The following is a 24,322-nucleotide window of genomic DNA, read 5'->3' on the forward strand; positions in this document are numbered from 1 at the left end:
GGCATAAAAAAACGCCGGGCATTGCCCGGCGTTTTTGTGTGTGCGGTGAGGTCAGTCAGATCTTGGCGGTGCGCCGCTGATGACGCTCCATGTAACGCTCCACGTAGGAGCACGATGGAATGACCGTGTAGCCCATTTCATCGGCGTACTGCAACGCACGCTCGGTCAGAGCTGCCGCGATGCCCCGGCCACGCAGGGCGTTGGGCACGAAGGTGCGGTAGATATCCAGGGTCTGTTTCCCCAGATCCATATAGGTCAGGTAGGCACGATGACCGTCCACATTGGTCTCGAACTGATGACCAGCCTGGTCATGGTGGATGGACAACGCCTCGCTCATCACTACTCCTCGCGGGTCTTTGATTCTGACCCCTACCTTACCGATGTTTTCCCGGCGAAGGAACAACTACGCCACCCCGTGCCTGATGGACACCGAGAAGAACCGCACCGATCTCGCGCAACCCGAGCACGTATCAAATAGTAGGCACCATTGGCAAAAATGCTCAAGGTACGCTCGTCAACATGCTGATCGACAGGGCAGTTCCGGTGGACTCAGGGCCGGTTCGGGAGACGATCTTCCCGAGCCGAAAGGCTGAACATCGCCGGATGTTGAGACTTAAGACGAGCCCCCTGTTTTAAAGTCACCTCAACATGGACAAAGATATGCGAGGCGCTGCGCAAATTCGCAACAAAAGTGTGGACGAATCCATATAGGCAGACTTTAGCCACTACCTGCAAAACAGCGTGCAGCAACGGGAACTTTTTCTCATTAACTCGCTCATCTCGCGGCTTCCAGCTGGATATTTTTTATACAACGCAGTTAAAAGTTGCTCGAAAAAGAATCAACGCCTACAATTTTTTTTGCTTCTTGCCTCACGTCAGTTTACTTACTACAAGTAATGGGTAGTATGTACGCCGGCTATTTCCTCAATCGGAGGAGACAGCCACTTAATTGAAAGTCCTTGAAGGGGAACACGATGAACAACGTTCTGAAATTCTCTGCTCTGGCTCTGGCCGCAGTTCTGGCTACCGGTTGCAGCAGCGCATCGAAAGAAACCGAAGCACGTCTGACCGCTACTGAAGACGCAGCTGCTCGCGCCCAGGCTCGTGCAGACGAAGCTTACCGTAAAGCTGATGAAGCTCTGGCTGCTGCTCAAAAAGCACAACAGACTGCTGACGAAGCTAACGAGCGTGCTCTGCGCATGCTGGAAAAAGCTAGCCGCAAGTAATAGTCCTTCGGGATTGTTATCAAGCCGACCCGTTTTTCGGGTCGGCTTTTTTGTGCCTGCGGTTTTCTGCAGGCACAAAAAAGCCCGCCGACGCACATGCATCGGCGGGCTTTTTGTTCGAGCTTACTGCTGCAGATCTACTGGCGTGCTGGAAACCATCGGTGCCGCCGTTCCCGGCGTGCCGATTTCGGTTGGCAGGCCATCTTCGGCCGCCACCACATCACGCACCACATCCCAATTCATGCGCAGGTTGTTGGTGATGTCTTCACGCTTGAGCATCGCGTTGATCACAGAGGTGTGCTTGTCGACCACCGACGGATTGCCCTTGTCGTCGATCGGCGTGTGCGCTTCCAGATAGATCTTGCCGCCACTGCGACCGAACTTGTAAGCATCGTTGAGAATTCGTACCGAAGTCCCCACCGGCACCATGCTGGCCATTTCCAGCACGTTGTTGTTGAACATGCGGAAGCAGCCGTGGCTGGTGCGCATGCCGATGCCGAATTTCTTGTTCGAGCCGTGGATCAGGTAGCCCGGCGTGCCCAGAGTGAACTTGAATGGCCCCAGCGGGTTGTCCGGACCGGCCGGAACAACGTTCGGCAGCGGATCGCCGTCAGCGGCGTGTTCGGCCTTGATCGAAGCCGGCGGCGTCCAGGTCGGGTTCGGTGTTTTCGCGGTGATCGTGGTGTGGGCAATCGGCGAGCCCCAGCCTTCACGACCGATACCTAGCGGGAAGGTGTACACCACGTTCCGGCCTTTCGGGTAGTAGTAGAGCCGGTATTCGGCCAGGTTGATCACGATGCCTTCACGCGGGCCTGGCGGCAGAATGAAGCGGGTTGGCAGAACGATTTCGGTGCCGGCCCCCGGCAACCAGGCATCGACGCCCGGGTTGGCCGCGACCATTTCCGAATAGCCCAGATCGTAGGTGGTGCCCAGATCGGCAAAGGTGTCTTCGTACTTGGCCTTGATCACCTGCACCTGGCCGATGATGTCCTCACCGGGCGGTGGCAGGGGAAACTCCAGTGCGGCAACGGGGCCGGCCACACACAGGGCGGCAAGAGACAGGCAGCGGGTGACGGCAGGAAAACGCGGCAACATCCGGAGAATCCTTCGCAAGATCGACAAGGGTATAAGAGCGCGATTGTACACCGCGCCCAGGGAATTCGGGGAGATGCGCCGATGGGCTGGCATCACTCTTCATGATTGAAGCGGCTGCCCGGCCAAACTGCATTCAAAAGAATGGTTGCGCTTAGAGCTCGAAACGCAACTCAGGCCAGATCGGCGAGGTGCCGCGTTTCTGCGATTCCAGAATCGCCCGACACAGCGAACACAGGCGTTGATCCTGGAACACCCGGCGATCCACGCTCGACCAGCGCGGTTGCGCCGGCAGAAGGCTGCCGCACAGGGTACGGTCTGCCGAGCCACCGAGCTCCAGTTGACGGGTCACCAGATGCACCCGCACTTCCTGGCAGGCGAACAGATCCAGCTGTTCGTCAGGCTCGATCAGTTGGTAGGCAAACAGGGACCAGGCAGGACGCGGCATCGGGGGCTCCAAATAAGGGGGCGCCACATTAGCCGAAAGCCTGCCGCTAGAAAAGCCTCATAGCAGCGGTTTTAGCGTCGGCCAGACATTTTCCAGCAACTTGCCCTGAGCCCCGGCTGCCGGGTGCAGACCGTCGGCCTGCATCAGGTCCGGATGCCCGCCCACGCCGTCGAGGAAAAATGGCACCAGCGGGATTTTTTTCTCCTCGGCGAGTTTGCCGTAAACCTCGGCAAAGGCATCGGTGTAGCGCTTGCCGTAGTTGGGCGGCAATTGCATGCCGAGCAACAGCACCTTGGCACCGCTCTGCCGGGAGCTGTCGATCATCGAAGCAAGATTTTGTTGCAATTGCGTGGGCGGCATTCCGCGCAGGCCATCGTTGCCGCCCAATTCGAGGATCACCAGTTCCGGTTTGTGCTCTGCAAGCAGCGCAGGCAGCCGCGCCTGGCCTCCGGCACTGGTGTCGCCACTGATGGACGCATTGACCACTTTGTCGTCAAACCCTTCGGTCTTGAGCCGCTGTTCGAGCAACGACACCCACCCCAGCCGGGTATCCAGTCCGAAACCGGCGCTGATACTATCGCCAACGATCAGGACTGTACCCGCCGCTGCGTTCTGGGCCATGCACATCAAGGCCAGGCCAGCACTCAAAAACCACACACGCATCGGATTCTCCATGGGCGCAAGCATTCTCACCGCGAAGAACCTTAGCAAAGTGGTTCCCAGCGCGGAAGGTGAACTGACCATCCTGCACGAACTCAGCCTGGAACTGAACAAGGGCGACAGCCTGGCCATCGTCGGCGCCTCCGGTTCCGGCAAGTCCACCCTGCTCGGCCTGCTCGCCGGCCTTGATCTGCCAAGCAGCGGCGAAGTAACCCTCGCCGGGCAAGGCCTGAGCAATCTCGATGAAGACCAGCGCGCACGCATTCGGGCCGAACACGTGGGCTTCGTCTTTCAATCGTTCCAATTGCTCGACAGCCTCAACGCGCTGGAAAACGTCATGCTGCCGCTGGAGCTCGACGGCCGCAAAGACGCTCGAAGCCGCGCCACCGAACTGCTGCAACGGGTCGGCCTCGGCCAGCGCCTGACTCACTCGCCGCGCCAGCTCTCCGGTGGCGAACAACAGCGCGTCGCGATTGCCCGGGCCTTCGCCGCCGAGCCGGACGTGCTGTTCGCCGACGAACCCACCGGCAATCTCGACAGCCACACCGGCGAGCGCATCAGCGACTTGCTGTTCGAATTGAACAAGGAACGCGGCACCACCCTGGTGCTGGTGACCCACGACGAACGCCTGGCCCATCGTTGCCGGCGCCTGATCCGTCTTGAAGCCGGCCTGTTGGTCGCCCCTCTGGAGCCTTGATGGCACGTCTGCCGCTGTTGCGTCTGTTCAGTCTCGCCCTGCGCCAACTGATGCGCGATGCCCGCGCCGGTGAACTGCGGGTGCTGTTTTTCGCCCTGGTAGTGGCGGTGGCGGCGAGTACCGCGATCGGCTATTTCGGCGCCCGCCTCAACGGCGCGATGATGCTGCGCGCCACTGAGTTTCTCGGCGCGGATCTGGTTCTGGAAGGCAGTTCCCCTGCACGAGAGGAACAGATCAGGAGCGGCACAGAGCTGCGCCTCGATCATGCGCAGATTGTCGAATTTTCCAGCGTCATCGCCACGGACAACGGTATTCAACTGTCGAGCATCAAGGCCGTCGACCGCGCCTATCCGCTGCGCGGCGAACTGAAAAGCGCCTCCGCCCCTTACGCGACAGAGGAAGCCGGAGGCGAGCCACAGCCCGGTGAAGCCTGGGTCGAGGCGCGCCTGCTGACAGCGCTGGACCTGAAAATCGGCGACAGCATCGATGTCGGCATGAAGACATTGAAACTGACGCGAGTACTGACTTACGAACCGGATCGCGCCGGTAACTTCTACAGCCTGACGCCACGGGTGCTGATCAACCTCGACGACCTCGCCGCGACCGGCGTGGTGCAACCTGGCAGCCGGGTGAGCTACCGCGAACTGTGGCGCGGTGAGCCGCAGGCGCTGGAAACCTATCGCCAACTGATCAAACCGGGCCTTGCCGCCAACCAGCGGATTCAGGATGCCCGCGACGGCAACCGGCAGATCGGCGGTGCACTGGGCAAGGCCGAACGCTATCTGAACATGGCCAGTCTGGTCGCCGTTCTTCTGGCCGGTGTCGCGGTGGCGCTGTCGGCCAACCGTTTCGCCAGCCGGCGTTTCGATGCCAGCGCCCTGCTCCGCTGCCTGGGTCTGTCGCGCCGGGAAACCCTGGTGCTGTTCAGTCTGCAACTGACCGTGCTTGGCCTGCTCGCCAGCCTCAGCGGCGCCCTGCTCGGCTGGCTCGCGCAATTGGGATTGTTCGCGCTGCTGCATGATCTGCTGCCGACCGACGTTCCGCCGGGCGGCTTGCTGCCGGCGCTGGCCGGAATCGGCACCGGACTGGTGGCACTGGCCGGTTTCGCCCTGCCACCGCTCGCCGCACTGGGACGCGTGCCGCCATTGCGGGTATTGCGCCGGGACATGCTGCCGATTCCATCGAGCACCTGGATGGTCTACGGCGCGGCACTCGGCGCGCTCGGGTTGATCATGTGGCGCCTGAGCCTCGACCTGCTGCTGACGTTCGCCCTGCTCGGCGGCGGAGTGGTCGCTGCGCTGGTGCTCGGTGGCTTGCTGCTGTTGCTGTTGCAAAGCCTGCGTCGCCTGCTCGCACGCGCGTCCCTGCCGTGGCGTCTCGGGTTGGGTCAGTTGTTGCGCCATCCTTTGGCGGCCGCCGGCCAGTCATTGGCCTTCGGGCTGATCCTGCTGTCCATGGCGTTGATCGCCCTACTGCGCGGCGAACTGCTCGACACCTGGCAAAACCAGTTGCCGAAAAACGCACCTAACTATTTCGCCCTGAACATCCTGCCGGCGGACAAACAGGCCTTCACCGATCACCTGATCAATGTCTCGGCCCAGGCCGCGCCGTTGTACCCGGTGGTGCCGGGGCGGCTGATCAGCATCAATGGCGAAGCGGTGCAGCAGATTGTCAGCAAGGATTCGGCCGGCGACCGCGCGATCCAGCGCGACCTGAGCCTGACCTGGGCGGCGGATCTGCCGGCGGGCAACAAGATCACCGCCGGTTCGTGGTGGACCGGCCAACCTTCGGATGACGTTCCGGGCGTATCGGTGGAAGGCAAGGTGGCCGAAAGCCTCAAGCTCAAACTGGGCGATCACATGGTGTTCAGCGTGGGCGGGGTCAATCGCGAAGCGAAGGTCACCAGCCTGCGGGAGATCAACTGGGACAACTTCCAGCCGAACTTCTTCATGATCTTCCAGCCAGGCACCCTGAAGGATCTGCCAGCGACTTACCTGACCAGCTTCTATCTGGCACCCGGTCACGATCAGCAGATTGTCGAGCTGTCGCGAGCGTTCCCGGCGGTGACCATCCTGCAGGTCGAAGCCTTGCTCGAACAGCTGCGCAGCATCCTCGCCCAGGTCACCCTGGCGGTGGAGTATGTGTTGTTGTTTGTATTGGCGGCGGGGATGGCGGTGCTGTTTTCCGGGTTGCAGGCAACGTTGGATGAACGCATTCGCCAGGGCGCGTTGTTGCGTGCGCTGGGTGCCGAGCGGCAGTTGCTGATCAAGGCGCGACGGATCGAGTTCGGCTTGCTCGGCGCGGTCAGCGGATTGCTCGCGGCGATCGGTTCGGAAGTGGTGAGTCTGGTGCTGTATCGCTTCGCCTTCGACCTGCCGTGGCATCCCCATCCGTGGTTGATGCTGTTGCCGTTGATCGGCGCGGCGCTGATTGGTGGCGCCGGAGTGTTCGGCACGCGGCGTGCGCTCAACGCCAGCCCGCTGACAGTGTTGCGCGAGGGTTGATAGACTCCAGCGATCTCCATCAAAAGAAGTTGCCATGAGCCGTTATCGCCCTCCCCGCACCGCCGGCACCGCGCTGATCACCCCCGAGGGTGAAGCGCGGATGCGCGCCGAATTCCATGAGCTGTGGCATGTGCGCCGTCCGCAGGTGACGCAATCGGTCAGCGAGGCGGCGGCTCAGGGTGATCGTTCGGAAAATGCCGAGTACACCTACGGCAAGAAGATGCTGCGCGAGATCGACAGTCGCGTGCGCTTTCTCACCAAACGCCTTGAAGCGTTGAAAGTGGTCAGCGAAAAACCGAGTGATCCGAACAAGGTCTACTTCGGCGCGTGGGTGACCATCGAAGACGAGGACGGCAAACAGTCGCGCTATCGCATCGTCGGCCCGGACGAACTGGACCTGAAACTCGGCCTGATCAGCATCGACTCACCGCTGGCCCGCGCCCTGGTCGGCAAGGCGCTGGATGCTGAAGTGCGGGTCCAGACGCCGACCGGCGAACAGTTCGTCTACATCGTGGCGATCGAATATCCCTGACGCTCAGCGCCGGGTGATCAGGCCCTGGCGTGCGACGCGGGTCAGTTGACGAATCATTTCCGGCGCCTCTTCAAGGCTCGGGGCCTGAATGACGGCCAGATCGAAACTGTCATTGGCAAAACGCGTCAGCGACTCACCGTCTTCAACGAACTGAATCAGGAATGCGGCAGGACCACCGCTGCGACGTGGCCAGCCATCGAGATAACGCAACAGCGTCGGCTGATGTTTGCCGCCAAGCAGGATTTTCGGATTGCGCTGGGTGATGTGTGCCGTGATCGGCGCGGGACGTGCTGGAGGGCGTAGTGCATTCATCGTGTCGTGTCTCTGCCTCAAAAGTCTGCATGGCAGGTGAGAGGCAACACCGAACCAGCGCTTTAGCGGTATTTCGAAGCCCTGTTCCGGCTTCTGACGGCAACTGAAGAATAGTCACCTGGCGCCCCGCAAGTAGCTGTTTAAATCGGCGCATGAGCGGCATCCTAGAGAACGTGACCGGCCAGTGTCAAGAATCAGCCGCAACAAAAAAGGCCCGCAGAATGCGGGCCTTTTGCTTGAGCCAGAGCGTTCAACCGGCGATGGCGCGGTCCACCGAGAGCTTGCCGGCGCCTTCGATCAGTACCGCGAGGCTGCCACCGAGCAGAGCCAGGGCGAACTCGTAACCATTGTTGGCCATGAACAGACCGTTGCTGATGTGCACAGTGAAAATGGCCACCAGCGACAGGAAGGTCAGCCCCAGTGCCGCCGGACGAACCAGCAAGCCGATGATCAATGCCAGGCCTGCGAAGAACTCGGTGCCGCCGGCCAGGGTAGCCATCAAGTAACCGGGGGTCAGGCCGATGCTTTCCATGTACTGCGCGGTGCCTGCCAGACCGTAGCCACCGAAGAGGCCGAAGAGTTTCTGCGAACCGTGGGCGGCGAAGATCACACCGACGGCAATGCGCAGAATGGTCAGACCGTAGCCGGCGCGGGTGAATAGGACCTTGTTGATCAGAGAGCTCATGTTGCGTTTCCTTGTGGTCAGAAGTGCTTGTTGGTTGGCCGCTATATTAATCAGTTAATTTCATGTTAAAAGCGCAAAAAATCCGCCATAACAATCAACTTATTAGATCATTTGCGTGAGACCACTTTTTGCCCTGCGGGCTCCAACGACTCCCGCTCCCGGTCGAACGCCAAGTAATACTTGTTCACGCTATTAACATAGCTGACGGCTCCCATTCCCACCTGCTCCATGGCGATGCGCTCGACCTGGAAGAACCATTGGTTGGGATTCAGGCCGCGACGCCGCGCTTCTGCACGCATGCCTTGCACCCGCTCCGGGCCGATGTTGTAGGCAGCCAGAGTGAACGCCATCCGCTCGCGCTCGTTGAGCTTGGGGCTGTTGAAGAACTTGCGACGGATCATCGCCAGGTACTTGGCCCCGGCCTGCACATTCGCATCGAGATTCTGGATATTGTTCACACCGACCCGCTGCGCGGCGGACGGCGTGATCTGCATCAGCCCGGTCGGGCCGCTGCCGCTTCGCGCGTTGGGCTGTAGCGCCGACTCCTTGAAGGCCAGCGCTGCCAGGTTGAGCCAGTCCATGTTTTGCGCTTCGGCGTGCTTCTGCAGGGTCGGGCGCAGTTTTTCCAGGCGCTGGCGATCGGCCTTGGCCAACGGATAGTGCACTTGATAGAGACGGCGGTAGATCCGCAGGAAGGCCGCATCTTCGTTCGCCGGCTTCTTATAGCCGGTCAGGAAACGGTCGATGCTCGCCCGCAACATTGATGCGTCACGCCGCACGAACCAGTATTCCTCGCCCGGCTCGCTGATTATCACCTGACGATCAAAACGCAGCTTGGGCAGGATCTTGCCCCAACGCTCGGCAATCGGTTGCTCGACGATGGTCAGGTGAAAGATACCGCCTTGGACCATTTCCAGCACATCTTCGACCGCCAGCGTCGGATCGACCCATTCGATCTTGATCGGCGCCAGTTTGTGTAGCGCCAGCTTCTGGTTGAGCTGACTCACCGCCTCCCCTGCCGCACTGCCGGTGGGCAATGCCAGGGTTTTGCCGGCCAGTTGTTCGACCTTGGTGTAGCGCTTCTCGCCCTTGATGCCGACCAACACCAGCGGCACGTTGCTGGCAATCGGCTCGCTGCTGGCGACCGCGTAGCCCGGTTGCAACTCGAGCAGTTCGCCGGGCGCAACAAGATCGCCCTCGCCGCGCTGCAGCGCGCCGAGCAGTTGATCCTTGGCTTTGGGGATGATCTTGAGGGTGATTTCCTGGCCGTCGCGGGCGTGACCATTGAGGTATTGCTCGAAAGCGCGCAGGCGGTGGTATTCGATGCCGATGGCCTGGCCCTGGACTTCGCCGGAACTGTTGCGGCTCTGGTTGACCAGCACCCGCAACACGCGACTGCTGCGAATTTCGGTCAGGTCGCGGACCTTGGCGGCCGGCACGGCTTGCAACGGCCCGGGCAGGCGCGCGACCGCCGTCATCGGCAGCAGCAACGAACCACACAGCAGGAACAAAACCGAGGGACGAACCATCCACTCTCCGGAAAGAATACGGGGCGTTTTCACCGCTGAGCGGTCGCAAAACACCGACGAAAACAGAGCGCCTGGAGCGCTGATAAAGTGCGAGAGACTGGCACAGTGATGGCAATTCTGCCAACCCGCGTTGCCTCGCGGCCTCAACAGACAGCCATAAGCCGTTGTAGTTCTTGGCTTTTCTTATAAATCTACAGCTCTGATATGCTTTCCGGCCTTCGGCCCGAGGTAGCACCATGCAACTCATCGATATCGGCGTCAACCTGACCAACCCCAGTTTCGCCGACAAACACCAGGCCGTGCTCGACCGCGCCTATGCTGCCGGGGTCTGCCAACTGGTGCTGACCGGCACCAGCGTCGAGGGCAGCGAACAGGCGTTGGAGCTGTGCCAGCAACTGGATCCGGACGGCCAACGACTGTTCGCCACCGCCGGCATTCACCCGCATTCGGCCAGCGACTGGAATGCCGACAGCGCAAAGCGTCTGCGCAGCTTGCTGCAGGAATCGAACGTGGTGGCGGTGGGCGAATGCGGGCTGGATTTCAACCGCGATTTCTCGCCGCGCCCGCAGCAGGAAAAAGTCCTCGAAGGACATCTGGCGCTGGCTGCCGAACTGCAATTGCCGGTGTTCCTGCATGAACGTGACGCTAGCCAGCGCCTGCTGGAAATCCTCCGTGACTTCCGCGACCGGTTGCCTGCCGCCGTGGTGCATTGCTTCACCGGCGAGCAGAAAGCACTGTTCAGCTATCTCGATCTGGATCTGCACATCGGCATCACCGGCTGGATCTGCGACGAGCGTCGCGGCACGCATTTGCATCCGCTTGTGAAGGAGATCAAGCGCGGTCGCCTGATGCTGGAAAGCGATGCGCCCTATCTGTTGCCACGCACATTGCGGCCAAAGCCGAAGAACGGGCGCAACGAGCCGGCGTATCTCACTGAAGTGCTGCGCGAAGTCGCATTGCATCGAGGCGAAACCGAGGAAGATCTGGCGGCCCACACCACCGCCTGCGCCCGGGCGTTCTACGGTTTACCTACCCTGCCCTAGCCGAGGCCAATGCATCACTTGTTGATGCACATCAAGATCCGGACACCTGCGTAGCGGCACAATAATGGCACCTTGCCAAAACTGTTTCCGCTATCAGAGAAGACCTCCATGGGTGCCTGGCTTAGCAATATCTCGCTGAAATACAAATTCTGGGCGGTGAACGCGGTCGCCTTTGTCACCACTTTGTTGTTAGTGCTGTACGCCGTACAGCTCGAACAACAGGCCCGCAGCCACGCCGCGCAAACCTCGGCCCAGGCCCAGGCGCAATTGCTCAAGGCGTGGCCGGCCGGGCAAGCCTTGCCCAAATCCGATCAGGTACTGACCTTCAAACGCGGTGAAGCGCCGCGCCTCAACGATCAGCCGCTGCTGGAGATCACCGACAGCAACGGCTGGATCGAGATCAGTCATTTACCGTTATTTGGCGAAAATCCGCTGCTCGGTGCCGAGGTCTTCAGCCGTGCCGATGGTCAGCAGGTCGCCGTGATCGCCTACACCCCCAGCCTCAGCCAGGTGTTCAGCGAACGCTTCGCCAACTATGCGGTGGCGGTGTTCATCCTGATGCTGGCGATGCTTGGCGCTTCACAGTTGCTGATCCGCTTTCTGCTCAGCCAGCTCAACACCCTCAAGGACGTAATGCTGCACGTGGAGAAAACCGGCGACCTCGCCGCTCGGGTGCCGCTGGCCTGCAAGGATGAAGTCGGGCAGATGGCCAATGCGTTCAACGCGATGCAGGCCGGTTATCAGCGAGTGGTGACCACCGTGGCCAACACCGCCCGGCAACTCGACGTCGGTGCCGCGCGACTGGCTTCGAGCATGAACGAAGTGCGTCACGGCATGCTCGGCCAGCAAAGTGAAACCGATCAGGCCGCCACGGCGATCAACGAAATGACCGCGACCGTCTACCACATCGCCCAGCACGCCGGCGCCACTCGCGACCTGTCGCAGACCGCCGACGGCCTGGCTGGCAGCGGCCAGCAAGTGGTGAGCCGGGTACAGACTTCGATTGCCGGGCTGTCCAGCGGCGTGCAGCAGACCGCCGAGATGATCCAGCGTCTGGCCGAGGACAGCCAGAAGATCAACGGCGTAGTCAGCGTGATCCACAGCATCGCCGAGCAAACCAATTTGCTGGCACTTAACGCCGCCATCGAAGCAGCCCGTGCCGGGGAAATGGGCCGCGGGTTTGCGGTGGTCGCAGACGAGGTGCGTAACCTCGCCAAACGCGTGCAGACCTCCACCGATGAAATCACCACGATGGTGTCGGCGTTGCAGGCCGGCACCCGTGACGCGGTGGACTTCATGCAGGAGAGTTCGTACAAGGCCGACGACTGCGTGCAACAGGCGCAAGAGGCCGGCGAAGCATTGGCGGAAATCACCGGGGCGGTGGCGCAGATGCGCGAAAGCAACACGCAGATTGCGGTGGCGGCGGAACAGCAAAGTCAGGTGGCCGAAGAGATGAACCGCGCGGTGGTGAGCATTCGCGATGTCACCGAAAACACCGTGCAACAGACCGTGGATTCGGCGACCACCAGTAACGAGTTGGCGACGCTGGCCGGGGAATTGAACAAGGCAATCGGTCAGCTGAAACTCTGACCCCCCTTCGCGAGCAAGCTCGCTCCCACAGGGCCTAACGGCGCTCACAAAATCGGGATTCAACCAAAAAGTCTGTGGGAGCGAGCTTGCTCGCGAAGGCGTCAGTCCGGACAACATCGAATCCAGCGATGACGCCTATCAGTTCAATAGCCAACCTTGATTCGCCGCCCTGGCTGCCCGGGCCTATTCTTCAACCATGTACTGAACATGGATCGAGGAGCAGCAACATGGGCAAACGTCACCCCAACCTTCCTGCGTGGCAATGGCGCGCGTACCCGAACAACCATCAGCACCCGACCAACCTGGTGCTGCACCTGATTGCCGTGCCGCTGTTCATTGTCGCGTTTCTGTTGATCGTCTCGGGCGTGTTCAGCCTGAGTCTGGCCAGCGTGGCGATCGGCGTGATCGGCATCATTGCGGCGCTGGGTCTGCAGCGTCACGGTCACAGCCTGGAGGCGCAAGCCTCCGAACCGTTCAGTGATCGCAAGGACGCCGTTTCGCGTCTGCTGGTCGAGCAGTTCCTGACGTTTCCGCGGTTCTTCCTCAGTGGCGGTTGGTTTCGCGCCTGGCGTGAACGCCATCGCCGCCATTGAATCAGGCGAAGATCGTCACCGTCTGCCGACTCATGGCAATCAGTTCCCCCTTCGCGCTCCACAGCTTGGCGGCGACATGGCCGTAACCGTCAGCCGCATACTCGATGTCTGCCAAGTATTGGCACCAGTCCAGCGTGCTCAAATCCAGTAACGGCTGAACGAATTCGATGGTCCAGGTCAGCGTGCTGCCTGGTGCCGGTTTCTTCAGATAGGGCAACAGCGCAGGCGGCCAGGCATCGACCAGCGCCAGCAGATGCGCCTCGTTGACTGGCTCTTCCTTCACATCCCCACGCAAACGCACCCAGCCGCCCATCAGCCGCGACTGAATGCCGGTGAACGGCATGCCGCCGACACTCCAGCGCATCGCCAGATGGCGCATGAACTCGGGGGTTACGCCTTTGATGTACGGCAGTTCCTGGCAGTCGTCCCAGTGTTTCATCTCGGGTGCCGGATACGCTTCAACCGCCACTTCCGACGGCCGCGAAGCCCCGAAGCTGCCTTGCACCATCGTCACCACCTGACCGTTCTGCACGGCGCGCCCCAGCACCTGGCTGACCGCTTTGCCTTCGCGCAGCAGTTCGACTTCAAAGCTCACCGGCACTTCGGGCTCGACCGGGCCGACAAAGGTGATCGCCAGCGAACGCACCGGCCGATCGGTCGGCACCCTGGTGCGCATCACTTCAAATTGCAGTGCAGCAACCAACCCGCCAAAACTCGCCCGGCCCTGGCCCCACTCCGCCGGAATCGTGACCTCCGGTTGACGACGGACAGCATCGATCAGATCGCAAAAGCGCATGGAAACCTCGGACACGAAAAAGGGAATGACCGGATCTTAACCAGCGCGGCAGAGCGGCGCAGCGTCCATTCCGGTCAAAGAGACTGACAGATAGGCCGTTTAGTGTGGGAGCGAGCCTGCTCGCGATAGCGGTGTATCAGTCACTTCATTGGTGACTGTTCAGCCCTAATCGCGAGCAGGCTCGCTCCCACATGCGGTCTTGTGGAAAATTCAGGACTTGAAGCAGGTCGCGCTGAGTTTTTCCAGCACCCGGTCGGCCTTGATTTCGGCCTTGGCCATGGTCGCCTGCCAGGAGGCGACGCAAGGTTGCAGATCCGGCTCCTGCTCGGCGCGCGCCAGCCATTGCCAGCAATCGTGCCAGTCACCAAGGGCGCCTTGTGCGGATTTCAAACGAGGTAATGCGGCTTCGGGCAGACGATCGAGTTCCGGGTAAGCCTCAATGCCGTATCGCACGCGCTTGATCAGCAGGCGCAGGCGATGGCGGTCGTGGGCTGGGTCGTGCAACGCCACGTCGAGATTCTTCCATTGTTTGCCCAGGCGTTTTTCGATGCGTTTGTCCAGACGCTTGAGCAATCCCTGGCGCTGGGACGCGCGCAGAAAACGCGGAAATGCATCGAGGATCATCAACAGCGATGCCACTTCGGCGCTGGCCGCCAGCGTCGGGTAAGCCTCGGCCATCTGCGCCATGCGCCGCTGCGCGGCTTCAGGCTGACCATGTTCGAGGAGATACGCCGCCAGCACCTCGCGGTCGCGCCATGGCGTGGTCAGTTGCCCCACCGCAGCCGCCGCATCTTCCAGTTGCTCGACACCGGGCAAACCGCGCAACGGTCGCAGCAGGCTGCGCAAACGGCGCACGGTAGTTCGCAAATCATGCAGCGCCTCAGGATCAGTCAGTGCGGTCAAACGCGCCTGACAGGCCAACAGCCGCATTTCCAGGCTCAGGACATGGGCCGCCAGCCGATCAACCAACGCAGACATCGCTTGCTCCTGAATTCAATGGCTTTGCACGAGTGTGCACTGGCGCAAGACACCTGCCCTTGCGCCACGTCAGCAGCTTAGCGTCCGGCGCGGGATTCGCGAATGTAGAAACGCGCCTTTTCGGCCTTCTTGGTGCAGCCTTCGAAACCCTCGAATTGCTGCTGAGTCTTGGCCGCCGTCAACAGCGACAGCGCCTTGGAATAGCTGACGGTGCCGGCAAACCCTTCGGCCTTCGCCAGGTCCAGTTCATGCCACGCCGCGTCGAGCTGGCTGCCGCAGCTGTCGCGATAAGCGGTCTTGCCGGCGCAACCGGCCAATGCCAGCGCCATCAACGGCACACAGATCCAGGCTTTCATCACTCACACCTCAAAGATAGGTCAACAGTCGTGCAGGTAAGACGGTAAGGCAGCGAAAAAGTGCCTTGTACCCCGCAATTGCACCGCACTGCAAAAGATAGCGCCGACGGGTCATGAAGTATCGAAAAAACGACGCCATGGCCGCCCCGAGCGACCCCGGCGATTGAAGCCCGGCCCTCAATGGGTGCATTGTGAAACCTTGCCGGGAGGAAGTCGGATGAAAAAACGTGTCGCACTGGTGCTGGGCTCCGGTGGCGCCCGGGGCTATGCCCATATCGGGGTCATTGAAGAGATCGAACGACGGGGCTATGACATCAGTTGTATTGCCGGCTGTTCAATGGGGGCCGTGGTCGGCGGAATCTACGCCGCCGGCAAGCTCGACGAGTACCGCAACTGGATCGAAAGCCTGGATTACCTCGACGTGCTGCGCCTGGTGGACGTCAGCTTCCGCCTCGGCGCGATTCGTGGCGAAAAAGTCTTCGGTCAGATCCGCAAAATCGTCGGCGAGATCAATATTGAAGACCTGCGCATGCCCTACACGGCGGTCGCCGCCGACCTCACCAACCAGCAGGAAATCTGGTTCCAGGAAGGCTGCTTGCATCAGGCGATGCGCGCCTCGGCGGCGATTCCCAGCCTGTTCACCCCGGTGATGCAGGGCAACCGGATGCTGGTGGATGGCGGCATTCTCAACCCGTTGCCGATCGTGCCGGTGGTGTCGAGCCACTGCGACCTGATCATCGCAGTCAATCTCAACTCGACCAACCAGCGCCATTACAAACTGCCGGTGATCCAGCGCCCCGCCGCGTTTCGCACGCGCTTCGACAGCCTGATCAATTCGCTGGGCTCGAAGATGCCGTTCCGCCGCAAACAGGCCGAGCAACTGCTGATGCTGGAACAGGAGGCGCTGCGTGCCGAAGCGGCGGACATCAATCCGTGGGTCGAAGGCGCCGAACCGGAAACTCAGCAACCGGCCGCCGCCCCCGAACGTGACGGCGCACCGAAATCCGCCACCGGTTCGTTCATCATCGATAACGTCGGGCCCGCGTCATTGCTCGACCTGATCAACCAGAGTTTCGAGGTGATGCAGACCTCGCTGGCGCAGTACAAGATCGCTGGCTATCCGCCGGACATCCTGATCAACGTGCCGAAGCGGGTGTGCAGGTTCTTCGAGTTCTACAAGGCGCCGGAACTGATCGCGCTGGGTCGCGAGATCGCCCGGGATACCCTCGACCGCTATGAGAGCGAGCAGAACTAAAAGCTGCTCTCGCTCAACAAGCGATAACCGACGCCGGCCTCGGTCACGATGAACCGGGGCCGGGTCGGATCGTCCGCCAGTTTTTGCCGCAGATGCCCGACCACGATCCGCAGATAGTGACTGTCTTCGGTGTGAGTCGGCCCCCAGATATCCTTGAGCAATTGTTGCTGGGTAATCACCCGCCCTGGATGCCGCGCCAGTTGCGCCAGCACGGCGTATTCCTTGCGGGTCAGGGCGACTTCGACGCCGTCGAGCAGCACCCGGCGATAGGCCAGGTCCACGGTCAGCGGGCCGAAATTCAATGCAGCCTGCTGCGCTTCGCCGGCCGGTGCCTGACGCAGCAACGCGCGCACCCGGGCGAGAAATTCCTGAATGCCGAACGGCTTGGTCACGTAGTCATTGGCGCCGCCATCCAGTGCCTGGACTTTCTGCCCTTCGCTGGCGCGCACCGACAGCACCAGCACCGGTGCCGTGGCCCATTCGCGAAACTCGCGCAGCACTTGCTGGCCGTCCATGTCCGGCAGGCCTAGGTCGAGCACCAGCAGATCGGGTTTGTTCAGCGCCGCCTGGGCCAGGCCCTCGGCGCCAGTGCCGGCCTCCAGCACTTTGTAGCCTTGGGACGCGAGGCTGATGCGCAGGAACTTGCGGATCTGCGGTTCGTCATCGATGACCAAAATGGTCGCGGTCTGGCTCATGAATTCACATCAACACAAAAGAGTTGCAAGAGAGTAGCGCAGCACGGATCAGGCTTCACCGTCCATCCCCGGTTGCGTCTGCAACGGCAGGTGCAGGGTGATGCAGGTGCCGCGTCCGTCGATGCCGTCGCCGACACTGATCCGCCCGCCATGGGCGCCGACCATACCCTGACAGATCGCCAACCCGAGCCCCGTGCCCTGCCCGCCACGATCACCTCGGGCGGCGGTGTAGAACATATCGAAAATTTTCGCTCGCTCATCGACCGGAATCCCCGGCCCTTCATCACTGACCGAGAAAAACACTTCGCTGTCATCCGCCCCGGCGCGCAATTGCAGACGGCCGTGGGACGGCGAGAATCGGGCGGCGTTTTCCAGCACGTTGACCAGCGCCTGCTCAATCAACGCGGCATGCACGTACAACAGCGGCAACTCGGCCGGTACATCGGTGCTCACTTGCAACGACGACAACACCGCCCGCAGACGATTGAGCGCACTGCCGACGATGTCCGCCGGCGACACCCAGTCCCGCGCCAGCTTCAGGGCGCCGTGGCCGAGACGGGTCATGTCCAGCAGGTTCTGGATGTAACGGTCGAGACGTTCAGCTTCATCGCGAGTGCCTTCGAGCAGCTCGCGGCGATCCTCCAGCGGGATCGCTTCGCCGAGGGCCAGCAGGCTGTCGATGCTGCCGCGCATCGAGGTCAGCGGCGTGCGCAGATCGTGGGACACCGAGGCTAGCAAGGCGCTGCGCAGTTGTTCGGTTTCACCGTGCAGGCGCGCGGCTTCCAGATCATCGGCCAATTGCGCCCGGGCCAGAGCCTGGGCCAGCGGCTGGCTCAACGCGGTCAGCAAACGACGACGCTGGCCGCTCAAGGTCCGGCCCTCTTTGGCGCACACCCCGAGCAGCGCCAGCGGTCCGTCCTCCACCGACAGCGGCCACCACCACCATCGACCGAATGGCAACGTGCCGGTGCCCATGCCCGCCGGTTGATCGTGTTGCCAGGCCCAGTCGGCGGCGGCGCGTTCGGATTCGGTGAACTGCAACGGTCCGCCGGTTTCAACTTTCCAGCCGCCCTGCCCGTCGCGATTGAGCAGGCACAGTTGCAGATCGCTCCAGCCATTGAGGTGTTGCGCGGCGGCGCTGACCACGGCCTGGCGGTCGGTGGCGGCGGTGAGTTTGCGCGACAGGTCGAGCAGTTCGGTGGTCTCTTCCTGGGTATCGCGCAGCGCCTGCAATTGCCGCCGCTGACGCGCCGCGAGATTGCCGGTGAGCGCCGCCATCAGCAGGAAGAACAGCAACGTCAGCACGTCCTCTTCGCGCTGGATGCTGAAGGAGAAATTCGGCGGGATGAACAGAAAGTCGTAGGTCAGAAACGACAGCGCCGCACAGGCCAGCGCCGGGCCGAGACTGCTGCGCACCGCCACCAGGAGCACCGCCGCAAGGAACACCAGCGAAATGTTCGGCAACGGCAGCACGCTGGACACCGCCCACGCCAGCGCACTGGCCAACAGCGTGGCGACCAGCGCCAGCGCATAGTCGAACCACACCAGCGTCGGCGCTACCCGCGGGCGCGGTTGATGCTGTTCCTGGTCACTGTCCAGCACGTTGATTTCCAAGCCATGAGCCTGACGCAGCAAACGCGCCGCCAACCCACCGCCGAACAGGCGCCTGCGCAGACGCGGCCGGGACTGGCCGACCAGCACCAGACTCGCCCTTCGTTCAGCCGCATGCTGGATCAGGGTTTTCGCCACTTCGCCGGCCCGCAACAGCACCACTTCGCCGCCGAGGCGTTCGGCCAGTTGCTGGGCGCTTTGCAGGCGCAGGCGCGATTGCTCGTCGCGCACGCTGCCGTTATCGACGTGCACCAGACTCCATGGCAGATGTCGCCGCTGGGCGACCCGACTGGCGTGACGCACCAGCCGTTCGGCCTGAGCATCGCCATCGACCCCGACCAGCAAGCGCCCGCGCACCGCCGGCGCGGCTTGACCGAGCTGGCGATAGCCCTGAGCGAGATCGTTATCCACCTGCGCGGCAGCGGTTTGCATCGCCAGTTCACGCAGCGCAGTGAGGTTGGTCTGGGTGAAAAATGCATCGATCGCCGCGCGGGCCTGCTCCGGCACGTAGACCTTGCCTTCGCGCAGACGCTCGAGCAACTCCCGGGGCGGCAGGTCGATCAGCAGCAGTTCGTAGGCTTCTTGCAGCACCCAGTCCGGCAGGGTTTCGCGCACCTGCACGCCGGTGATGCCGCGCACCTGATCGTTGAGACTTTCCAGATGCTGGACGTTGACTGTGGTGTAGACATCGATACCGGCGGCGAGCAGTTCCTGAATGTCCTGCCAGCGTTTGGCGTGGCGACTGCCGGGGGCGTTGCTGTGAGCGAGTTCGTCGACCAGCACAAGCTTCGGATTGGCGGCGAGCAGGCCGTCGAGGTCCATTTCTTCAAGCGTCACGCCGCGGTATTCCGAGCGCACCAGCGGCAGTTGCGGCAGGCCGCCAAGCAGCGCTTCGGTTTCAGCGCGGCCGTGGGTTTCGACCACCCCGGCGATGACTTTCACGCCTTGGCGCAACTGGCTGTGGGCGGCCTGCAACATCGCGTAGGTCTTGCCCACGCCCGGCGCAGCGCCGAGGAAAACCTTGAGCCGGCCGCGTCCGTCACGGGGCAAGTCTGCTAACAGCGCGTCGGCGCGGCCGGAGTCACTCATGCTTGAAGCTCTCTCTTCCTGTGATCGTTCCCACGTCGAGGCGTCGAACCGTCTGCGTGGGAATGCAGCCCGGGACGCTCTGCGTCCCATCCATTACAACTTTTCCAGCGCCGTGTTCAGCGCCAGCACATTCACCACTGGCGGGCCCACCAACGGCTGTTCGATGTGCGCGTCGAGCAGTTGCTGCAAAGTCGCTACCGGCAAATTACGCGCTGCCGCAACACGCGCCAGTTGATAGGCAATCGCCGCCGGTGGCAAGTGCGGATCGAGACCGCTGCCGGAGGTGGTCAACAGCGCCAGCGGCACCGGGCCCTGACCGGGCACCTGCAGCTTGTTGGCGTCATCGATCACCCGAGTGGCCAGCGCCGGGTTGCTCGGCGACAGGTTGCTCGCGCTGCTCGACACGGTGGCAAAGGCACCGGCCGAAGGACGTGGATGAAACCAGGCATCGCCGACAAAATCCTGAGCGATCAGCGACGAGCCGCGCACCTTGCCTTCGGCATCGCGCACCAGGCTGCCGTTGGCCTGCTCGGGGAAGGCGACCTGGGCAACCCCGGTCACCACCAGTGGATAGGCAACGCCGGTGACCAGGGTCATCAGCACCAGCAGGCTCAGGGCCGGACGGATCATTGTGGACATTTCGAAATCCTCGAATTCGTGCTTGAAGCGGTGTGCCCGGCACACCGCTGTTCAGATTCAAACCAGATGCAACGCCGTCAACAGCATGTCGATCGCCTTGATCCCCACAAACGGCACCAGAATCCCGCCCAGGCCATAGATCAGCAGATTGCGACGCAGCAACGCCGCCGCACTCGCCGCCTGCACCCGCACACCGCGCAGGGCCAGCGGAATCAGCACGACGATGATCAGAGCATTGAAGACGATGGCCGACAGGATCGCGCTCTGCGGACTGCTCAACTGCATGATGTTCAGCACGCCCAGTTGCGGGTAGATCGCGGCAAACAGCGCCGGCAGGATCGCAAAGTACTTGGCCACGTCGTTGGCGATGGAAAAGGTCGTCAGCGCACCACGGGTCACCAGCAATTCCTTGCCGATCTGCACCACGTCCAGCAGCTTGGTCGGGTCGCTGTCGAGGTCGACCATGTTGGCCGCTTCGCGCGCGGCTTGCGTGCCGTCGTTCATCGCCATGCCGACGTCAGCCTGGGCCAGCGCCGGGGCATCGTTGGCGCCGTCGCCGCACATCGCGACCAGCCGACCATCGTTCTGCTCGTGACGGATGCGCGCCAGTTTTTTCTCCGGTGTAGCTTCGGCCAGTACGTCGTCGACGCCTGCTTCAGCGGCAATCGCGGCGGCAGTCAGCGGGTTGTCGCCGGTGACCATCACCGTGCGGATCCCCAGCTTGCGCAGCTCGGCGAAACGCTCGCGGATGCCCGGCTTGACCACGTCTTTCAGGTGGATCGCACCGAGCAGTTTGCCGTCGGCGCAGACCAGCAACGGGGTCCCGCCGCTCTGGGCGATCTTGTCGATTTCCCGGGACAGCGCCGGGGCCAGATCCTTGCGTTGTTGACCGAGGAAGGCCAGCAGCGAATCCACCGCGCCCTTGCGGAATACACGGCCCTGATAGTCGACACCGGACAAGCGGGTTTCCGCACTGAACGGTACGGCGGTCAGGGTTTCCGGCGAAGGTTCCGGCTGTGGATTGGTGCCGCGCAGGTACTCGACGATGGACTTGCCTTCGGCAGTTTCGTCGGCCAGCGAGGCAAACAGCGCGCCTTCGGCCAGCTCACGGGCATTCACGCCCGGCGCCGCATAGACCGCGCTGCAACGACGGTTGCCGAAAGTGATGGTGCCGGTCTTGTCCAGCAGCAAAACATGCACGTCACCCGCCGCCTCCACCGCGCGACCGGACTTGGCGATCACGTTCAGGCGCACCAGACGATCCATCCCGGCAATACCGATCGCCGACAGCAGACCGCCAATGGTGGTCGGAATCAGCGTGACCAATAACGCCACCAGAAACACCAGCGGCAGGCTGCCGTTGGCGAAGTGGGCGAACGGCTGCAGGGTCACGACCACCAGCAGAAAGATCAGGGTCAGGCCGATCAGCAGGATGTCCAGCGCCACTTCGTTCGGGGTCTTCTGGCGTTTGGCACCTTCGACCAGCGCAATCATGCGGTCGAGGGTCGATTCACCGGGGTTGGCGGTGATCTTCACCAGCAACCAGTCGGACACCAGCCGGGTGTTGCCGGTGACGGCGGAACGGTCGCCGCCGGACTCACGAATCACCGGCGCGGATTCACCGGTAATTGCGGCTTCGTTAACGGCCGCGATGCCTTCGATGACCTCGGCATCACCGGGGATCATTTCCCCGGCTTCGACGCGCACCACATCGCCCTTGCGCAGGCTGGTGGCCGGCACGACCTGGAAGCTGCCGTTGGCCAGTTTGCGTCGGGCGCTGAGGCCTTCGCTGCCAGCCTTGAGGCTGTCGGCGCGGGCCTTGCCGCGACCTTCGGCGAGCGCTTCGGCGAAGTTGGCGAACAGCACGGTGAACCACAGCCACAGGGCGATTTGTGCGGCAACGAAAGTCGGCACGCTGCTGTCGGGAATGAAACACAGCACGGTGGTCAGGATCGCCGTGAGTTCCACCACCAGCATCACCGGCGAGCGCTGCAACTGGCGCGGGTCGAGCTTGACGAAGGCTTGCACCAGCGCCGGACGCCACAGGGCGCTGATCGCGGTTTTCGGAGCTTCTGCCGACTTGGCAGCTGCCGCTGGTTTTGAAGCTGGAACATGCATATTCATGATGGATTCCTTAGAAGCCCATGCTCAGGTGTTCGGCAATCGGGCCGAGCGCCAGGGTCGGCAAGAAGGTCAGGCCGCCCACCAGCAAAATGGTCACGGTCAACAGGGTCACGAACAGCGGGCCGTGGGTCGGGAAGCTGTTCTGGCCGATCGGTGCGGTTTTCTTCATCGCCAGGCTGCCGGCCAAAGCCAGTACCGGGAGGATGTAGCCGAAGCGGCCGATCAACATGCCCAGGCCGAGCATCAGATTGTGGAACGCAGTGTTGGCGCCGAAGCCGCCGAACGCCGAACCGTTGTTGGCACTGGCCGAGGTGTAGGCGTAGAGCAATTGACTGAAACCGTGCGGGCCGGGATTGCTCACCGCCGCCACCGGACCCGGCAGGCTCGCGGCAATCGCGCCCAGCACCAGCACGCCAACCGGCATCACCAGCAGGGTGACGACAAGCAGTTGCACTTCACGGGCCTGGAGTTTCTTGCCGAGGTATTCCGGGGTGCGGCCGATCATCAGGCCGGCGAGGAATACCGCGATCAGCACGTTCAGCAACATGCCGTAGAGGCCCGCGCCGACGCCGCCGAAGATCACTTCGCCGACCATCATGTTGACCAGCGCGACCATGCCGGTGAGCGGGTTGAGGCTGTCATGCGTGCCGTTGACCGAACCGTTCGACGCCGCGGTGGTGGTCACCGACCAGAGCACGGTGGCCGTAGTGCCGAAGCGCGCTTCCTTGCCTTCCAGCGGTGCAGTCTGTTCGACGGCGACGTTGTTCAAGGCAGGGTTTGGCTGGTACTCGGCCCACAGCGAAGTGGCGCCGCCGATGATGAACAGCGCGAGCATGCAGCCGATGATGGCGCGGCTCTGACGCAGATCCTTCACGTAGTGCCCGAAGGTGAATACCAGCGCCACCGGGATCAGGATGATCGACGCGACTTCGAACAGGTTGCTCCACGCGGTCGGGTTCTCAAACGGGTGCGCCGAGTTGACGCCGAAGAAACCACCGCCGTTGGTGCCCAGTTGCTTGATCGCAATCTGGCTGGCGGCCGGGCCGAGCGGGATGACTTGGTCAACGCCCTGCATCGTCACAGCATTCACGTATTGCGCGAAGGTCTGCGGCACGCCCTGCCACACCAGGTACAGCGCCAGCAGCAGGCACAGCGGCAGCAGGCCGTAGAGAGTGGCGCGGGTCATGTCGACCCAGAAGTTGCCGAGGGTTTTGGTGGACTTGCGCCCAATGCCACGGCACAGCGCAACCAGCACAGCGAGGCCGGTGGCGGCACTGACGAAGTTCTGCACGGTGAGGCCGACCATCTGGCTCAGGTAGCTGAGCGACGCTTCGCCGCTGTAGGCCTGCCAGTTGGTGTTGGTCATGAAGCTGACGGCGGTGTTGAACGCGAGGGTCCACTCCTGGCCCGGCAGGTTTTGCGGGTTCAGCGGCAGGTGATCCTGAAACAGCAGGATCGCGAACAGCAGCAGAAAACCAGCGAGGTTGAATGCCAGCAGCGCCAGCGTGTATTTCTGCCAGCTCTGTTCGTCCTGCGGATTGACCCCGGCAATGCGGTAACAGCCGCGTTCGACCGGGCCGAGAATCGGCGTCAGCCAGGTGCGCTGACCCTCCATCACCTTGTAGTAGAAGCGCCCGAGGAACGGCGCCGGCAGCAAGACCACCGCGAAGAATGCGAGGATCAGCCAATAGTCATAACTGTGCATAGCCGCTCCTAAGTCCGATCCGCGCGCAACAGCGCAACCAACAGATAAATGAACAGCCCCACTGCCAGCAGCAGTGACACCCCGTCCAGAACGCTCATGGAAGATCTCCGTGTTACGGCGTATTGCCGCGATTGGAGGCATTGTCGGAAAGGAGGCTGTAAAG

Annotated in this window: 24 protein-coding genes; 8 read left to right on the forward strand and 16 right to left on the reverse strand. The window is 62.2% G+C overall.

What is annotated here, in order from left to right; translation table 11 throughout:
• Positions 1-55 precede the first annotated feature (55 nt).
• Positions 56-337 carry a GNAT family N-acetyltransferase gene (locus CAF63_RS03580; RefSeq protein WP_007955658.1) on the reverse strand — a complete coding sequence of 94 codons (282 nt, stop codon included), beginning with the start codon at positions 335-337 and terminating at the stop codon, positions 56-58.
• Positions 338-974: 637 nt separating this feature from the next.
• Between CAF63_RS03580 and oprI the strand changes: the two genes are divergently transcribed.
• On the forward strand, positions 975-1,226 hold the full coding sequence (gene oprI, locus CAF63_RS03585) for an outer membrane lipoprotei OprI (protein ID WP_011335311.1): 252 nt from the start codon (positions 975-977) through the stop codon (positions 1,224-1,226).
• A gap of 123 nt (positions 1,227-1,349) precedes the next feature.
• On the opposite strand, the gene CAF63_RS03590 is transcribed toward oprI, so the two are convergent.
• The 3 genes from CAF63_RS03590 to CAF63_RS03600 form a co-directional block, all read right to left on the reverse strand.
• Positions 1,350-2,321 (reverse strand): L,D-transpeptidase family protein, encoded by a 972-nt coding sequence (locus tag CAF63_RS03590; protein WP_085683438.1) that lies wholly within the window; start codon positions 2,319-2,321, stop codon positions 1,350-1,352.
• A gap of 151 nt (positions 2,322-2,472) precedes the next feature.
• Positions 2,473-2,766, reverse strand: coding sequence for a hypothetical protein (locus CAF63_RS03595; protein ID WP_003226812.1), 294 nt, complete (start codon positions 2,764-2,766; stop codon positions 2,473-2,475).
• Between the two features lie 57 nt (positions 2,767-2,823).
• The gene (locus CAF63_RS03600; RefSeq protein ID WP_007955652.1) at positions 2,824-3,429 is read right to left on the reverse strand and encodes an arylesterase; all 606 of its coding nucleotides are present in this window, start codon (positions 3,427-3,429) and stop codon (positions 2,824-2,826) included.
• Positions 3,430-3,439: 10 nt separating this feature from the next.
• On the opposite strand from CAF63_RS03600, the gene CAF63_RS03605 reads away from it, so the two are divergent.
• From CAF63_RS03605 to greB, 3 genes are read left to right on the forward strand one after another with little or no spacing between them, the layout of a single operon-like run.
• Complete coding sequence (locus tag CAF63_RS03605) at positions 3,440-4,123, forward strand: ABC transporter ATP-binding protein (protein ID WP_007955651.1); 684 nt, start codon at positions 3,440-3,442, stop codon at positions 4,121-4,123.
• Entirely contained in the window at positions 4,123-6,627 is a 2,505-nt protein-coding gene (locus tag CAF63_RS03610) for an ABC transporter permease (protein WP_085683439.1), read from the forward strand. The genes CAF63_RS03605 and CAF63_RS03610 overlap by 1 nt, the downstream gene beginning before the upstream one ends.
• Before the next feature lie 34 nt (positions 6,628-6,661).
• Positions 6,662-7,159 carry a transcription elongation factor GreB gene (gene greB, locus CAF63_RS03615; RefSeq protein ID WP_085683440.1) on the forward strand — a complete coding sequence of 166 codons (498 nt, stop codon included), beginning with the start codon at positions 6,662-6,664 and terminating at the stop codon, positions 7,157-7,159.
• Between the two features lie 3 nt (positions 7,160-7,162).
• Here the strand turns inward: greB and CAF63_RS03620 are convergent, their stop codons facing one another.
• From CAF63_RS03620 to CAF63_RS03630, 3 genes are all read right to left on the reverse strand, one after another.
• Positions 7,163-7,471 carry a hypothetical protein gene (locus tag CAF63_RS03620; protein ID WP_085683441.1) on the reverse strand — a complete coding sequence of 103 codons (309 nt, stop codon included), beginning with the start codon at positions 7,469-7,471 and terminating at the stop codon, positions 7,163-7,165.
• Between the two features lie 250 nt (positions 7,472-7,721).
• Complete coding sequence (locus tag CAF63_RS03625; protein ID WP_007950955.1) at positions 7,722-8,156, reverse strand: DoxX family protein; 435 nt, start codon at positions 8,154-8,156, stop codon at positions 7,722-7,724.
• A gap of 107 nt (positions 8,157-8,263) precedes the next feature.
• Positions 8,264-9,685, reverse strand: coding sequence for a transglycosylase SLT domain-containing protein (locus CAF63_RS03630; protein ID WP_085683442.1), 1,422 nt, complete (start codon positions 9,683-9,685; stop codon positions 8,264-8,266).
• A gap of 236 nt (positions 9,686-9,921) precedes the next feature.
• Between CAF63_RS03630 and CAF63_RS03635 the strand changes: the two genes are divergently transcribed.
• From CAF63_RS03635 to CAF63_RS03645, 3 genes are all read left to right on the forward strand, one after another.
• Positions 9,922-10,728 (forward strand): TatD family hydrolase, encoded by an 807-nt coding sequence (locus CAF63_RS03635; RefSeq protein ID WP_085683443.1) that lies wholly within the window; start codon positions 9,922-9,924, stop codon positions 10,726-10,728.
• Positions 10,729-10,836: 108 nt separating this feature from the next.
• A complete protein-coding gene (locus CAF63_RS03640; protein ID WP_085683444.1) occupies positions 10,837-12,318 on the forward strand; it encodes a methyl-accepting chemotaxis protein in 1,482 nt (493 codons plus the stop codon).
• A 227-nt stretch (positions 12,319-12,545) separates the two neighbouring features.
• The gene (locus tag CAF63_RS03645; protein ID WP_007950951.1) at positions 12,546-12,911 is read left to right on the forward strand and encodes an Mpo1-like protein; all 366 of its coding nucleotides are present in this window, start codon (positions 12,546-12,548) and stop codon (positions 12,909-12,911) included.
• 1 nt (position 12,912) lies between these two features.
• Here the strand turns inward: CAF63_RS03645 and CAF63_RS03650 are convergent, their stop codons facing one another.
• The 3 genes from CAF63_RS03650 to CAF63_RS03660 form a co-directional block, all read right to left on the reverse strand.
• Entirely contained in the window at positions 12,913-13,707 is a 795-nt protein-coding gene (locus tag CAF63_RS03650; protein ID WP_085683445.1) for an acyl-CoA thioesterase II, read from the reverse strand.
• A gap of 210 nt (positions 13,708-13,917) precedes the next feature.
• Positions 13,918-14,685, reverse strand: coding sequence for a CHAD domain-containing protein (locus CAF63_RS03655; RefSeq protein ID WP_085683446.1), 768 nt, complete (start codon positions 14,683-14,685; stop codon positions 13,918-13,920).
• A 77-nt stretch (positions 14,686-14,762) separates the two neighbouring features.
• The gene (locus CAF63_RS03660) at positions 14,763-15,041 is read right to left on the reverse strand and encodes a hypothetical protein (protein ID WP_007950948.1); all 279 of its coding nucleotides are present in this window, start codon (positions 15,039-15,041) and stop codon (positions 14,763-14,765) included.
• 217 nt (positions 15,042-15,258) lie between these two features.
• Here CAF63_RS03660 and CAF63_RS03665 point away from each other — a divergent pair, with 217 nt between their 5' ends.
• A complete protein-coding gene (locus tag CAF63_RS03665; RefSeq protein WP_085683447.1) occupies positions 15,259-16,296 on the forward strand; it encodes a patatin-like phospholipase family protein in 1,038 nt (345 codons plus the stop codon).
• On the opposite strand, the gene CAF63_RS03670 is transcribed toward CAF63_RS03665, so the two are convergent.
• From CAF63_RS03670 to kdpF, 6 genes are all read right to left on the reverse strand, one after another.
• On the reverse strand, positions 16,293-16,991 hold the full coding sequence (locus CAF63_RS03670) for a response regulator (protein ID WP_085683448.1): 699 nt from the start codon (positions 16,989-16,991) through the stop codon (positions 16,293-16,295). The two genes, CAF63_RS03665 and CAF63_RS03670, sit on opposite strands and share 4 nt — an antisense overlap.
• A 48-nt stretch (positions 16,992-17,039) precedes the next feature.
• Positions 17,040-19,691 carry a sensor histidine kinase KdpD gene (locus CAF63_RS03675; protein ID WP_085683449.1) on the reverse strand — a complete coding sequence of 884 codons (2,652 nt, stop codon included), beginning with the start codon at positions 19,689-19,691 and terminating at the stop codon, positions 17,040-17,042.
• Between the two features lie 93 nt (positions 19,692-19,784).
• Positions 19,785-20,330 (reverse strand): potassium-transporting ATPase subunit KdpC, encoded by a 546-nt coding sequence (kdpC, locus tag CAF63_RS03680; protein WP_085683450.1) that lies wholly within the window; start codon positions 20,328-20,330, stop codon positions 19,785-19,787.
• Positions 20,331-20,387: 57 nt separating this feature from the next.
• Positions 20,388-22,454 carry a potassium-transporting ATPase subunit KdpB gene (kdpB, locus tag CAF63_RS03685; RefSeq protein ID WP_085683451.1) on the reverse strand — a complete coding sequence of 689 codons (2,067 nt, stop codon included), beginning with the start codon at positions 22,452-22,454 and terminating at the stop codon, positions 20,388-20,390.
• Between the two features lie 10 nt (positions 22,455-22,464).
• A complete protein-coding gene (kdpA, locus tag CAF63_RS03690) occupies positions 22,465-24,159 on the reverse strand; it encodes a potassium-transporting ATPase subunit KdpA (protein WP_085683452.1) in 1,695 nt (564 codons plus the stop codon).
• Positions 24,160-24,167: 8 nt separating this feature from the next.
• The gene (gene kdpF / locus CAF63_RS03695) at positions 24,168-24,257 is read right to left on the reverse strand and encodes a K(+)-transporting ATPase subunit F (RefSeq protein WP_007950940.1); all 90 of its coding nucleotides are present in this window, start codon (positions 24,255-24,257) and stop codon (positions 24,168-24,170) included.
• Between the last annotated feature and the right edge of the window lie 65 nt (positions 24,258-24,322).

The sequence above is a fragment of the Pseudomonas sp. B20(2017) genome, from assembly GCF_002113125.1.
GTDB lineage: Bacteria > Pseudomonadota > Gammaproteobacteria > Pseudomonadales > Pseudomonadaceae > Aquipseudomonas.